The 13,174-nt window shown below is 73.6% G+C and carries 13 protein-coding genes and 1 pseudogene; 8 read left to right on the top strand and 6 right to left on the bottom strand.

Annotated elements, in window-relative coordinates; all coding sequences use genetic code 11:
* Positions 1 to 30 precede the first annotated feature (30 nt).
* The 7 genes and pseudogenes from ACOOHE_RS16200 to ACOOHE_RS16170 all read left to right on the top strand — a co-directional run bounded on the left by ACOOHE_RS16200 (position 31) and on the right by ACOOHE_RS16170 (position 7,257).
* Positions 31 to 1,140: a hypothetical protein gene (locus tag ACOOHE_RS16200; RefSeq protein WP_420455119.1), complete on the top strand. Its 1,110-nt coding sequence runs from the start codon at positions 31 to 33 to the stop codon at positions 1,138 to 1,140.
* Positions 1,141 to 1,193: 53 nt separating this feature from the next.
* Entirely contained in the window at positions 1,194 to 1,403 is a 210-nt protein-coding gene (locus ACOOHE_RS16195; RefSeq protein WP_420455118.1) for a hypothetical protein, read from the top strand.
* On the top strand, positions 1,400 to 2,281 hold the full coding sequence (locus ACOOHE_RS16190; RefSeq protein WP_420455117.1) for a hypothetical protein: 882 nt from the start codon (positions 1,400 to 1,402) through the stop codon (positions 2,279 to 2,281). The genes ACOOHE_RS16195 and ACOOHE_RS16190 overlap by 4 nt, the downstream gene beginning before the upstream one ends.
* A gap of 217 nt (positions 2,282 to 2,498) precedes the next feature.
* Positions 2,499 to 3,881 carry an NADP-dependent isocitrate dehydrogenase gene (locus ACOOHE_RS16185; protein WP_420457636.1) on the top strand — a complete coding sequence of 461 codons (1,383 nt, stop codon included), beginning with the start codon at positions 2,499 to 2,501 and terminating at the stop codon, positions 3,879 to 3,881.
* Positions 3,882 to 3,937: 56 nt separating this feature from the next.
* Positions 3,938 to 4,894, top strand: a complete 957-nt coding sequence (locus ACOOHE_RS16180) for a sodium-dependent bicarbonate transport family permease (RefSeq protein ID WP_420455116.1) — start codon at positions 3,938 to 3,940, stop codon at positions 4,892 to 4,894.
* Between the two features lie 105 nt (positions 4,895 to 4,999).
* Complete coding sequence (locus tag ACOOHE_RS16175; protein ID WP_420455115.1) at positions 5,000 to 5,317, top strand: P-II family nitrogen regulator; 318 nt, start codon at positions 5,000 to 5,002, stop codon at positions 5,315 to 5,317.
* A 358-nt stretch (positions 5,318 to 5,675) separates the two neighbouring features.
* A pseudogene (locus tag ACOOHE_RS16170) lies at positions 5,676 to 7,257 on the top strand (acyl-CoA mutase large subunit family protein).
* A 1-nt stretch (position 7,258) separates the two neighbouring features.
* Here the strand turns inward: ACOOHE_RS16170 and ACOOHE_RS16165 are convergent.
* The 3 genes from ACOOHE_RS16165 to ACOOHE_RS16155 form a co-directional block, all read right to left on the bottom strand.
* Positions 7,259 to 7,933, bottom strand: coding sequence for a hypothetical protein (locus ACOOHE_RS16165; protein ID WP_420455114.1), 675 nt, complete (start codon positions 7,931 to 7,933; stop codon positions 7,259 to 7,261).
* A 93-nt stretch (positions 7,934 to 8,026) separates the two neighbouring features.
* On the bottom strand, positions 8,027 to 8,653 hold the full coding sequence (locus ACOOHE_RS16160; RefSeq protein WP_420455113.1) for a hypothetical protein: 627 nt from the start codon (positions 8,651 to 8,653) through the stop codon (positions 8,027 to 8,029).
* Between the two features lie 92 nt (positions 8,654 to 8,745).
* Positions 8,746 to 9,252 (bottom strand): hypothetical protein, encoded by a 507-nt coding sequence (locus ACOOHE_RS16155; protein WP_420455112.1) that lies wholly within the window; start codon positions 9,250 to 9,252, stop codon positions 8,746 to 8,748.
* Positions 9,253 to 9,439: 187 nt separating this feature from the next.
* Between ACOOHE_RS16155 and ACOOHE_RS16150 the strand changes: the two genes are divergently transcribed.
* The gene (locus ACOOHE_RS16150) at positions 9,440 to 9,937 is read left to right on the top strand and encodes a hypothetical protein (RefSeq protein WP_420455111.1); all 498 of its coding nucleotides are present in this window, start codon (positions 9,440 to 9,442) and stop codon (positions 9,935 to 9,937) included.
* On the opposite strand, the gene ACOOHE_RS16145 is transcribed toward ACOOHE_RS16150, so the two are convergent.
* The 3 genes from ACOOHE_RS16145 to ACOOHE_RS16135 all read right to left on the bottom strand — a co-directional run bounded on the left by ACOOHE_RS16145 (position 9,938) and on the right by ACOOHE_RS16135 (position 12,978).
* On the bottom strand, positions 9,938 to 10,783 hold the full coding sequence (locus ACOOHE_RS16145) for a hypothetical protein (RefSeq protein WP_420455110.1): 846 nt from the start codon (positions 10,781 to 10,783) through the stop codon (positions 9,938 to 9,940).
* 117 nt (positions 10,784 to 10,900) lie between these two features.
* Positions 10,901 to 11,587: a peroxiredoxin-like family protein gene (locus tag ACOOHE_RS16140; RefSeq protein ID WP_420455109.1), complete on the bottom strand. Its 687-nt coding sequence runs from the start codon at positions 11,585 to 11,587 to the stop codon at positions 10,901 to 10,903.
* A 260-nt stretch (positions 11,588 to 11,847) separates the two neighbouring features.
* Entirely contained in the window at positions 11,848 to 12,978 is a 1,131-nt protein-coding gene (locus ACOOHE_RS16135) for an alkene reductase (protein WP_420455108.1), read from the bottom strand.
* Between the last annotated feature and the right edge of the window lie 196 nt (positions 12,979 to 13,174).

Raw genomic sequence — 13,174 nt, 5'->3', positions numbered from 1 at the left:
GCGCTTCGGGCCGCCGGTCATCTACGACCCATGCGTCCTCTCCCCGCAGCAGCTCGCCTCGCGGCGCTCGCCCTCGCCGTCCTCCTGGCGGCCCCGTCTGCCAGCGCCCAGCGCGTCGCGCTGGCCCCCGACCTCGACCTGGTGGTCTCCGGGGGTGTCCAGCCTCGCGTGAGTCTGGCCGTCCAGCGCAGCGTCCGGGGCGACACCGAGACGGACGCCGTCCGGTACGGCGCCGGGCTCCGACGGGCCCGGATCCAGGCCCGCGTGCTGTACCGCGACCTGGCCGGCGTCGAGTACGACGTCGACGGCGGGTCGGGGACGGTCGAGAGCGTCGACCTGTTCGCGTTCGCGAACGTGGCCGACGGCGTCCAGGCCCGGGTCGGCTACTTCCCCGTGGCCCAGCCGCGAGGCGGCATCCTGACCCCGTATTTCCTGATCGACGCCGTCGACCGCGCGGCCATCGTCGAGCGGTGGTTCGGGGGGACGTTGGGCGGCGACGGCCGCGACCTCGGCGCCGACGTGACCGTCACGGGCGAGCGGGCGTCCGCGACCGTCGCCGTCCACAACGGCGCGGGCACGTTCGGCCGGGCGACGGGCAACGTCCGCGAGGGGATCTCGAGCCCCGACATCGTGGGCGGGCCCGAGACGACGGGGCTGGCCGTGTCCGCGGCGGCGGCCTACGAGATCGGGCTGGGCGTCGAGGTCGGCGCGTTCGCCAGCGTCAACGGGGCCGACCCGGCGCGGACCGACCGCGGCCTCGGCGGGCGGGACTACACGACCGGCGGCGCCCACGTCTACTGGGGCGCGGTGCCGGGGAGCCAGCCGGTCCGGCTCAAGCTCGACGCGCTCGCGCTCCGGTACGCCGACGACGGCGCCGGCGTCCAAGAGAGCGCCGGCGTCTCGGCGTTGGGGGCCGTGGGCCTCGGCGCCGGCGAGGTGTTCGCCCGCGCCGAGCGGTACTGGTCCGACGTCGACGGCGACCCCGACGACTACGTCACGGCTGGCGCGAGCTACAGCCCGAGCGCGGCGCTCGGCGGCCCGTACCACCGGGCCCGCCTGACGCTGGCCTACCAGTACCGCGACGGGGCCGCGCTCCCGGACGCCCACCTCGTGATCCTCCAGGGACAGCTCGCGTTCTGACGCCCGCTCGACGGCGGCCTCGGTAGACTCCGGGACCCGCCTCCGCGACGCCCGTGCTCGTTCGACTGCTGCCCGTCTGTCTCGCCGCTCTCGTCGCGGTCCCGGTCGTGGCCCAGGTCGAGGTCGAGACCGCCGAGGGCCTGACGGTCCGCCTGGCCGGGACCGTCCAGCCCGCGTCTCCGTCGCCTCCGAGGACGACGGCGCAGACGGGCGGGAGCGGTTCGGGTTCGGGCTCCGGCGCGTCCGGTTCGAGTCGCGTGTGACGTGGCGAAACCGAGTCGGGTTCGAGTTCGACATCGACGGGTCGTCGGGCAACGTGCGGCCGGTCGACATGTACGGAGTCGTGTTCGTGACGGACCGGCTCCAGGTCCGGGCCGGACGCGTGCCGGGGGCCCAGCCGCGGGGGTCCGTGGCCACGTCGCACCGCGAGATCGACGCCGTCGACCGGGCCGCCATCGTCGGCCGCTGGGCCGACGGGACGCTGGGCGGCTCGGGCCGCGACATCGGCGTCGACGTCCGGTACGACGCGGGCCCGACGTTCCTCGAGCTGTTCGTCCACGACGGGTCGGGCGTGTTCACGCGCGAGGAGGCCAACTTCCGCGAGGGGATCGAGTCGCCGTCGGTGACGGCCGGCGTCGACCGGGTGGGGATCGCCGTGAGCGGGGCCGCCCGTCACGAGCCCCCGGCGCTGCCTGGCGTCGAGGTCGGGACGTTCGCCGGGGTTAACGTGGGGGGCAACGAGCGGACGGCGGTCGGCGACGTCCGGCGGTCGTACGTGACGGGCGGGGCGTTCGCGTACTGGGGCGCCGAGCCCGGGAGCCAGCCGGTCCGGTTCAAGGCCGACGCCCTCGCCGTCGGGTACGAGTCGGCCGGCGGGGTCGGGGCGCAGACGGCGCTCGGCGTGTCGGGCCTGGGCGCGGTCCGGGTGCTGGGCCACGGCGAGGCGTTCGGGCGGGCCGAGCGGTTCTGGCCGGCCGGCGGGCCGGCCGAGACCTACCTCACGGCCGGCGCGAGCTACAGCCCGAGCGCGGCGCTCGGCGAGCGCTACCGGACGGCCCGGCTGACGGCCGCCTACGCCTGGCGCGACGTGGCCGGCGCTCCCGCCCACCTGGTCGTGGTCCAGGGCCAGTTCGCGTTCTGACCGCCGGCCGCGTTGGTCCGTCGGCTTCGGGAGGGTTTCGCGGACGGCCCGGCTCCGCAGCGGCCGAGCGGCGTAGACGGGGCCCGCGCCCCTCCACCCCCGACCCCTCCGCCTGATGACCGACGCCCCCGCCGACCGCTCCGCCGCCGACGCTCCCGACTCGACCGCGACCACGACCGTCGCCGTCGCCCACGGCGACGGGATCGGGCCGGAGATCATGGACGCCACCCTGCGGATCCTGGAGGCGGCTGGGGCGCCGCTCCGCACCGAGACGGTCGAGGTCGGCGAGGCGGTCTACCGGAGCGGCCACACGTCGGGCATCGCGCCCGCGTCGTGGGACACCATCCGCCGGCACCGCATCCTGCTCAAGGCGCCCATCACGACGCCCCAGGGCGGCGGTTACAAGAGCCTCAACGTGACGCTGCGGAAGTCGCTGGGCATGTTCGCGAACGTCCGCCCGGTGCGGAGCTACGCCCCGTACGTGGCCTCGCCGCACCCGGACATGGACCTGGTCATCATCCGGGAGAACGAGGAGGACACCTACGCCGGCATCGAGCACCGCCAGACGACCGAGGTCACGCAGACGCTCAAGCTCATCACGCGGCCGGGCTCGGAGGCCATCGTCCGCTACGCCTTCGAGTACGCCCGGGCGCACGGCCGCCGCAAGGTGACGTGCATGACGAAGGACAACATCATGAAGCTGACCGACGGGCTCTTCCACCGCGTGTTCGACGAGATCGCGGCGGAGTATTCCGAGATCGAGGCCGAGCATCGGATCATCGACATCGGCGCGGCGCTCGTCGGGGCGAAGCCCGACACGTTCGACGTGATCGTGGCGCCGAACCTCTACGGCGACATCATCTCCGACATCGCCGCCGAGGCGTCGGGCTCGGTCGGGCTGGCGGGGTCGGCGAACGTGGGCACCGACATCGCCATGTTCGAGGCCGTCCACGGGAGCGCGCCCGACATCGCGGGGCAGGGGATCGCCAACCCGTCGGGCCTGTTGCGTGGGGCCATCATGATGCTCGACCACCTCAACCTCGACCGGCTGGCGGAGACCATCGAGAACGCCTGGCTGGCGACACTCGAGGCCGGCGTCCACACGGGCGACATCACCGGCGACAAGAGCACGCGCACGGTCTCGACGTCCGAGTTCGCCGACGCGGTCATCGAGCGGTTGGGCGAGACGCCGGCCACGCTGCCGGCGGCCCACTACACCGACGCCGAGGTCTCGGTCGCCGTCCGCCCCACGCCGCGCGCCGAGAAGGCGTTGGTCGGCGTCGACGTCTTCCTGGACTGGGACCAAGACGGCCGTCAGCCCGACACCCTCGGCGACGCGCTCCGCCAGCGCGACGGCGACGGGCTCCGCCTCAAGCTGATCACGAACCGCGGCGTCAAGGTGTACCCGGAGGGCCTCCCGGAGACGTTCTGGACCGACCACTGGCGCTGCCGCTTCGTGGCGACCGGCGACGCGGTCGAGGCGGGCCAGGTCGTCGCGCTCCAGGGGCGGCTGGTCGAGGCCGGGTTCGACGTGATCAAGACGGAGAACCTGTACACGTTCGACGGCGAGCGGGCGTACTCGCTGGCCCAGGGCGAGTAGGCCCGGCCGCCGGGTCGGCGCGCGCACGGTAGCTTCGGGCGCGCGCCCCCCGGTCCATGCTCGAGATCCTGCTCGCAAGCCTGCTCTCCCCGGTCGTGCTGGCGTTCGTGCTCGGCGCGCTCGCCGTCGCCCTCAAGAGCGACCTCGAGATCCCAGAGCCGCTGTACCAGGCGCTCTCGATCTACCTCCTGCTGGCGATCGGGCTCAAGGGCGGCGTCGCGCTGAGCAAGACGCCGCTGGCCGAGGTCGCCGGGCCCGTGCTCGGCACGTTCGCGCTCGGCGTGTTGACCCCGTTGACGGCCTACGCCGTGCTTCGCCGGATCGGCCGGATGGACCGGACGAACGCGGCGGCGCTGGCGGCCCACTACGGCTCGGTCTCGGCGGTCACGTTCATCGCCGCCCAGTCGGTGGCCGCGTTCGCGGGGACGCCCTCGGAGGGGTTCATGCCGGCGTTGGTGGCGGTGCTCGAGGTGCCGGCCATCATCGTCGGGCTGATGATCGCGTACGCGCGCGGCGACCACGCGGGGTCGTGGCGCGAGGCGTTGCGCGAGGTGGTCACAGGCCGGAGCATCGTGCTGCTCGTCGGTGGGATGGCCATCGGGTGGGTCGCGGGCGAGGACGGGACGGCGACGGTCGCGCCGTTCTTCGTGGCCGGCTTCCAGGGCGCGCTCGTCCTGTTCCTGCTCGACATGGGGATGACGGCGGCCCGGCGCCTGCGCGACCTCAAAGCCGTCGGACCGTTTCTGGTCGCGTTCGGCATCTTGATGCCCGTCGTCCACGGCGCGCTGGGCGTCTGGGTGGGCGGGCAGGTCGGGCTGTCGGTGGGCGGGGCGGCCGTGCTCGGGGCGATGGTGTCGAGCGCGTCGTACATCGCGGCGCCGGCGGCCATCCGGGTCGGGCTCCCCGAGGCCAACCCGGCGTACTACCTCACGGCCTCGCTCGGCATCACCTTCCCGTTCAACCTCACGCTCGGCATCCCGATCTACCTCGCGATGGCGGAGTGGCTGGGCTGACGCGCGGCCGGCGCCGCGCGGGTACGGGGTACTTGGTACGAGGTACCGCGCCCGCAGCCGAGAGGCCCCGCCGTACCCTGTACTTCGTACCCCGTACCGCTGAGCATGCAGACCGTCCCCCACCGGCTCGTCACGATCATCGCCGAGCGGGCCATCCGCGACCGGCTCCTCGACGCCGTCCACACGCTGGGGGCGACGGGCCACACGATCTCCGACGTCCAGGGCGAGGGGTCCCGGGGCGTCCGGGCGGCACGGGGCGGGCCGAGCGTCAAGATCGAGGCCATCGTGCCGGCGGCCGTGGCCGACCGGATCGCGGCGCACGTGGCCGAGCGGTACTTCGCCCACCACTCGGTGATCGTCTACCTCCAGAACGTCGAGGTCCTGCGCGGGAGCAAGTACGCGCCGCAGAACGAGGGGGCCTGATGCCCACGCCCGCCGTCGTGCTCCGACGCCTGCGCGAGGGACGAGGGATGAGGGGGCTGGCGTCGTGGGAACGCTCCGGGCAACTCGTGGCCTCGTCGCTCGCGGCGGGTCCCGGCGACGGCCACCGTCCCCGCCCCGGCACCCGGGCGCGCGTCGGGCGTTGAGAGGCTGTTTGGGGGTCTATCCAAAGCGGCCTACGACGTCCCCTCTCCTTCTGGGAGAGGGACAGGGTGAGGGGCCGGAGGTGCGGCAACGGCTCCACTGCTCGTCCCGACCGCCCCCCTCACCCTCACCCTCTCCCCCCGAGGGGTGGAGAGGGGACCTGATCTCCTCGTCCCAAACAGCATCTGAGAGCGGCATGACCGAGACCCCGCCCGCCGAGACCTCGTCCGGCCTCGCCGTCCCCGCCGCGGCCACCGCCGCCGACCTGCCCGCCGACCTGGCGGACCGGCTCGGCGAGCCCGGCCAGTTCCCGTTCACGCGGGGCGTCTACCCCGAGATGTACCGCCAGCGGCTCTGGACCATGCGCCAGTACGCCGGCTTCTCGACGGCCCAAGCGTCGAACGAGCGGTACCACGCCCTGCTCGCGGCCGGCGCCCGCGGGCTGAGCGTCGCCTTCGACCTGCCGACCCAGATCGGCTACGACCCCGACGACCCCGTCGCCGAGGGCGAGGTCGGCAAGGTCGGCGTGAGCATCGCGTCGATCGAGGACATGCGCCAGCTGTTCGACGGGATCCCGCTCGCCGACGTGACCACCTCGATGACGATCAACGCGACGGCGCCGATTCTCCTGGCGCTGTACGTCGCGGTCGCCAAGGAGCAGGGGGCGGACCCGAAGACGCTGGGGGGGACCATCCAGAACGACATCCTCAAGGAGTACGCCGCGCGGGGGACCTACATCTACCCGCCGCGCCCGTCGATGCGCTTTATCACCGACACGTTCGCGTGGTGCGCCGAGGAAGTGCCGCGCTGGAATACGATCTCGATCTCGGGCTACCACATCCGCGAGGCCGGCGCCACGGCCGTCGAGGAGCTCGCGTTCACGCTCGCCGACGGCATCGCCTACGTCCGGGCCGCGCTCGACGCCGGGCTCGACGTGGACACCTTTGGAAGGAGGCTTTCTTTTTTCTTCAACGCCCACAACGACCTCTTCGAGGAGGTCGCCAAGTTCCGCGCCGCGCGCCGGCTGTGGGCCGAGATCATGCGCGACCGGTTCGGCGCGACCGACCCGAAGGCGATGATGCTGCGGTTCCACACCCAGACCGCGGGCTCGACGCTGGCGGCCCAGCAGCCGCTCGTCAACGTCCCGCGCGTGACGCTCCAGGCGCTGGCGGCCGTCCTGGGCGGGACGCAGTCGCTCCACACGAACGGGTTCGACGAGGCGCTCGCGCTGCCGACCGAGGCCGCGGCGACGTTGGCGCTCCGCACGCAGCAGGTGATCGGGCTACGAGAGCGGCGTCACGGAGTCCGTCGACCCGCTCGCGGGCTCGTACCTCGTGGAGCGGCTGACGGCCGACATCGAGGCGGCGGCGCGGGCGCTCATCGCGGAGGTCGACGCGCTCGGCGGGGCCGTCGCCGCCATCGAGGACGGGTTCTACCAGGACCGCATCGCGCAGTCGGCGTACCGGGCCCAGCGCGAGATCGAGTCCGGCGAGCAGGTCGTCGTCGGGGTCAACCGCTTCCAGGCGGAGGGCGACGAGGCCGAGGTCGAGCTGCTCCGGGTGTCGGACGCGGTCCGCGAGGAGCAAGTGGCCCGCGTCCAGGCGCTGCGACAGTCCCGCGACGCCGGGCGGTGGGCCACGGCGATGGACTCCGTCGAGCGTGCGGCGCGCGGCGACGAGAACGTGGTCCCCCACGTGCTCGAGGCCGTCGAGGCCCAAGCGACGGTCGGCGAGGTCGCCGGGCGCCTGCGCGAGGTCTGGGGCGAGTACGAGGGGTAGGCTACTCCGCGAGCTGGGGCGCCAGGCGCCGGACGGCGGCCGTCGTCGAGTCGTAGACGGTCCGCTGGACTTGTTTGAACAGCAGGTTCGTGCGCAGCAGGTTGCGGAAGTGGACGTCGTCCTGGAGCGCGCGGAACGCCGTCGACAGGCCGATCCACGTCGCCCCCTCGATCCGCGCCGAGGTCTCGGGCGCGTTCGCCTCGAGGTAGGGGATCATGCGTTCGAGCACGAACCCGCGGTTGATGTCGTCCCACTCGGCCGTCCGCCCGTACGTCTGTGTGTAGAGGCGGATGACGTCGGCCCGGAGGTCGGCGTCGAGCAGGGCCGAGGTGCCGGTCTGGCGCATCCCCTCGTACGCCTCGTCGTTGGGCGGGAAGAGGACGTACGAGACGGCGTAGTCGACGTAGACGTCGAGGGAGTCGTCGGGGAGCGACGCGGCGTCGGGGGCGAGGAGCCGCTCGTAGGCGGCGGCCATCCGACCGATCCGGTCGGTGCTGACGTCGAGGGCTTCGAGGTCGAGCACGAGGTCGGCCCGGAGCCGCTGCGCGAGCTGCTCGGCCTCCGCCACGTCGGCCCGGTGGCTCCGCCACTCGTCGAGCCCGAGCGAGATCGTGACGCCGGCCACGACGACGGCGAGCTGGAGGAGCAGGTCGATGGCCCGCTGGCGGCGGATCACGTCGGGGGGAGGACGGCGGCGTGCCAACTTACCGCGGCGGCGGTCGAAAGACCGGTCGGCCACCCCGCGCCGAGCGCCCGCGTTAGCGGTGCGCTACAGCCCGACGCTCAGCGCCAGCCCGACGCCGCCGGGGCGGAGGGAAACCGTCCGGCGGCCCTCGCGGTGGGCCTGCGCGAGGGCCGCGTTGCGGGGAATCGTGGCGAGGTCGTAGACCGTCCCAGCCACGACGCCAACGGCGGCCACCCCAGCCCCCACGTACACGATGGTCTCGACCGTCGGCGCGCAGGCGGAGCCCCCGAAGCACCCGGCGATGACCACGGTCGAGCCCAGCGCGATCACCGCTCCGGCCGCCAGGCCGGCCATCTTGATCCGCGTGGCTCGTTGGACGTCCGTGCCCGCACCGAGCACGAGGTTGCCCACCGACGGCCCGAGGAGCGCACCGCCGGCCATGACTGCTACGCCGACCGCGCGCGGGGACGGCGCGTCGCTCTCCGGGTCGCTCGCCGGGAGCACGTGGTAGAGCGCGAACCCGAGCGCGAGGGAGCCGGCCGTCGCCCCGGCCGAGGCGAGATAGGCCCCGGCCGCCGACGTCTGGAGGGGCTCGGTCGTGGGCGGGGACGGCGCCTCGGTGGGGGGCCGAGACGCGGGCAGGCCCGAGACGGGTTGGCTGGAGGCAGCCGAGGCCACGAGGGCGGCGCCGAGGAGGAGAGCGACACGCATGGAACGCCGGGGGTGGGGCGGGCGCAACGTCCGCCAGCGCGCGGTCGCGGACATGGTGCGGACGGACCAGTCCCCTCTGTCGGGTCGCCGCCCTACAGCCCGACCGTCAGCGACAAGCCTGCGCCTCCGGGTCCGACCCGGATGCCCTGCCGCGCGCCGGCGTTGACGCCGGCCGTGACCACGTCGTAGACCGCCCCGCCGACGATCATCAGACCACCCCCGGCGCCCGCGGCCACCGCCAACTCCGACGGGCCCTCGCTCGCGAACGCGCTGCTGACGAGCGCCCCGACGAGGAGCGCGCTACCGACCAGGCGGAGGCCGGCCCCGGTCGCGGCGTCGGTCCACTCGCCCAGGACGAGGTTGCCCGCCGACGGGCCCATCGCGACGCCGCCCACGATCAGGACCGCGCCCAGGCTCCCGCCCAGGCTCGCGCCGTCGTCGTTCCGCTCGACCAAGAGGTAGCCGACGGCGAGCGAGGCCGCCGTCGGCACCGTCGAGAGGGCGACGGCTTTGGCTGCGCCCATCGTCCCGGGCCGAGGAGCGGCGGGCTGGGCCACGGCGACGACGGGGAGGAGGACGACGAGGGCGAGGGCGCGCACGGATCCGCAGGTCGGTGGGCCGAGAGAATACCGGTCTGCACGGCCGTCTGCGTGGCACAAATCGGCCCACACGCCGACCGTCTCTGCCCGGAGCGGGCAGGGTTCGCACGCCGTCCCCCGCCTCTTCACCGGCCGTTGGCGGCACGCGCTGGGCGCACACGTTGCCGGACGGTCCACCGTCGCCGCCATGACCGACCTCGCCCGCCTCCCGCACCCGTCCCTCGACCGCCTCGACGACCGGGTCGCCCGGTTCATGCGCCGCCACGGCGTCCGTCTTCTTCGCTACGCGATTGGCGTCGTGTTCGTGTGGTTCGGGGCGCTGAAGCTGGTGCCCGGCCTGAGCCCGGCCGAGGCGCTCGTCAAGGCGACCGTCCCGTTCGTCGACCCCGACGTGTTCTATCCCGTGCTGGCAGTGTGGGAGATCCTGATCGGCGCGATGCTGCTGGTCCGGCCCCTCGCGCGGGGCGCGCTGCTGCTGCTGGCGCTCCAGATGCCCGGCACGTTCCTGCCGTTCGTCGTCCTGCCCGAGGTGTGCTTTTCGACGTGGCCGCTCGGGTCGCCGCTGGACCTGTTCGCGCTGACGCTGGAGGGCCAGTACATCGTCAAGAACATCGTGCTGATCGCGGCCGGGCTGGTCGTCGGCGGGACCGTGCGGCGGGCGTCGAGCGCCGAGCAGCGGCTGTAGCTACAGCCTGTCCTGGACCTCGGCACCGGCGGGGACGGCGAACGCGGCGGCCGGCGTGTCGGGCGCCGTGGCCAGCTCCGTCAGCGTCCCCCGCGCCTTGGGCTGGCCCGTGGCCGACGCGAACGAGCGGAAGCCCTGCTGGACCGTCACCCCACCGACCGTCTGCTCGCCGTCGTACAGCATCAGGGTCTCCGGCGTGTGGCCGCCGTCGGGGTTGAAGGCGGCGTACGAGACGACGTAGCGGATGCCACGGACGCGGTGCGTCGCGGGGTCGAGCAAAAGGTCGTAGTAGTCGTCCGGCGCGTCGCCCGTGCCGGGCTCGAACGTGGCTCGGACGACGTCGACCGGACGCCCCTCGACGGTGTCGGGCGCGGCGACGGCCAGCCGGACACCCGGGTCGGCGAACACGAACGGGATGGCGACGAAGTAGTACGGCGTGAGCGACCAGAACCGGGCGTTCGTCGCCAGCTCCGCGCCTGCCGGGCGGACCCACGCCTCGGCCCCCGTCCACCCGAACGACACCGACGAGTCGGCCGCGAGTGTGTGGACGGCCCGCGCCGACCACGGGTCGACCAGCTGGCGCGTGTCGATAGCGTCGCCGGCCGGGGCGCCGGTGCTGTCGAGGCGCGTGTAGGTGTAGCGGTAGCGGAGCGGGCCGGCCCGGTACCACGTCGCCAGGCCGCCGTGCGCCTCGATGGCCTGGGCCACGAGGCGTCCGCCCTCGGTCTCCGCGAGCCGCGCCTCGGCCTCGGCCACGCGCGCGGAGATGGCGCGGTCGGACGGTGCGGCGCGGTCGGGCCCGCACCCGGCGACGAGGAGGACGGCGGCGACGAGGGCGCGGATCATGGCGTGTGGTGTGGTGTGGATGATCCCAACTCCGGGAGGACGGGGCGTCCCCTCCTACACCCCCAGACGCCCCACTCCCCTCAGGTCCAAACGGGGGCACATCAGCAGGGCACGGTGTCACCCCACCTCGCCGAGCGCGTCCAAGATCTGGCGCGGCGACGCCCGCTGGGTGTAGTCGGCCTCGACGAAGGCGGCGCGGATGGTCCCGCTCCGGTCGATCACGTAGGTGGCCGGGACGGGCAAGGCCCACGCGGCGTCGGTCCCCGGCGCGGCCCCGGCGTAGCGTTCGAGGTCGACGCCGACGGCGTGGTAGCGCGCTCGCGTCTCGTCGTCGACTTGGAAGAGCAGGCCGTAGGCGCTCGAGATCTCGCCGCCGGCGTCGGAGAGGACGGGGTAGGCGAGGTCGTTCCGCTCGGCCATCGACATCGAGCTGTCGGGCGACTGGGGCGAGACGGCGACCAGCCGGGCGCCCGTCGCCTCGACCTGGGCCAGGGCGTCCTGGTAGTCCCGGAGCTGCGTGTTGCAGTACGGGCACCACGCGCCGCGGTAGAACGTGAGCACGACGGGCCCGTCGACCAAGAGGTCCTGCAAGCGGACTGTCTGCCCCATCGCGTCAGGCAGCTCGAAGTCCGGTGCCCGGTCTCCGACGCCGAGCGCGTGGTTGGCGGCGGCCTCCGCCGAGACCGCCACGGCCGGCTGGGCGACGTCGGTGTCCGGGGCCGCGTCCGGCTCCGCCGACGTGGGCTCCGGGTCGGCGGCGCAGGCGGCGAGGGCGAAGAGCAGGGCGAGCGGGAGCAGGCGCACGAGCGGGGAGGGAAGAAAGACGATCACAACCTCCCCCGACTTGTCATCCTGACGGAGCGAAGGATCTCAGCGCGATCCGCTCCGCCCATCGGCACCGCTCCCCAGGGGCTGGACGTCCGCGTCGAGATCCCCCGCCTCCGCGGGGCCAGGCTCTTCGCATTCGCTCAGGATGACATGGGGGGAGGGATGGTCGAATGCCGAGGGTGCGGTTGCCCTGGGGGAAAGACGGCGTCGGGCCGACGCGAGCGGGGGCCGCCAGCTTACGCCGCCTGCCGGGCGTCCGCCGCCTCCGCGGGCCGGCCGTCCCAGATCGGGTAGTCGGTGTAGCCCTCGGCGCCGCCGCCGTAGAACGTGGCCGGATCGGGCTCGTTGAGCGGCGCGTCGAGCCCGGCGGCCTGGGCCGCGAAGCGGATGGGGAGGTCCGGGTTGGCCAAGAACGGGCGGCCGTAGGCCACCAGATCGGCCGCGCCCGCGTCGACGATGGCCTCGCCCTGCTCTCGGTCGAAGCCGGCGTTCGCGATGACGGCCCCGCCGAAGTGGTCGCGCAAGAGCCGGATCGCATCGAGCCCGTCGAGCCCGCCGGTGGTCCCCATCTGCGCGTTCGGGCGGATGCCGTGGAGGTAGGCCAGCCCGGCGTCGGATAGCATCTCGGCCGCTGCTCCGAAGGTCTCGGTCGGGTCGTCGTCCCGGACGCCGTTCGCGCCGGCCCCGAACGACAACCGCGCGCCAACGCGGTCGGCCGGCCACTCCTCGAGCACGGCCTCGGTTACCTCGTGCAGGAACCGGAGCCGGTGCTCGACCGGGCCGCCGTAAGCGTCGGTCCGCCGGTTCGAGCCCGACGACAAGAACTGCTCGACGAGGTAGCCGTTGGCCCCGTGGATCTCGACGGCGTCGAACCCGGCCTGCCGCGCCAGCCGCGCGCCGTGCCGGAACTGGCCGACGGTCTCGGCGATCTCGTCGGCGGTGAGCGCGTGGGGCGTCTCGAAGTCGACCATCTGGAAGTCCGGCGTCATCGCCTTCCCCGTCGCCGCGATGGCCGAGGGCGCGACGGGCCGCGCCCCGCCGTGGTACGACGAGTGCGACACCCGGCCGACGTGCCACAGCTGGAGCGCGATCCGCCCGCCGACGGCGTGGACCAGGTCGGTGACGCCTCGCCACGCCTCCACCTGCTCGTCGGTGTAGATGCCGGGCGTGTCGGGGTAGCCCTGGCCGCGCGGCGACACCTGCGTGGCCTCGGCGATCAGGAGGCCGGCCCCAGCGCGCTGGGCGTAGTACGTCGGCGCGAGGTCGGTCGGGACCTGGCCCGCGTGGCGGCTCCGCGTGAGCGGGGCCAGGACGACCCGGTTGGGCAACAAGAGCGGGCCGAGGGCGAAGGGGGAGAGGAGGGACATCGGGATGTTTAGTTGTTGCGACGAATACCGTACCCCTCCGGCCCGGTTCCCGCCTAGTGCCGCGACGAAACGATCCCGGCAGGGCCCAGAGTGAGGATGCGTGATCCGTGATGCGTGACTCTCATCGGGGAGGATCACGCATCACGCATCCAGAGCGCGCCGAAGCCTCTGCAAGCTCCTCGTGACGAAGCACTAC

Source organism: Rubrivirga sp., assembly GCF_965213695.1.
Lineage (GTDB): Bacteria > Bacteroidota > Rhodothermia > Rhodothermales > Rubricoccaceae > Rubrivirga.
Note: the sequence above shows the minus strand (reverse complement) of the source record. Positions and strands in the feature narration are given on the sequence as shown.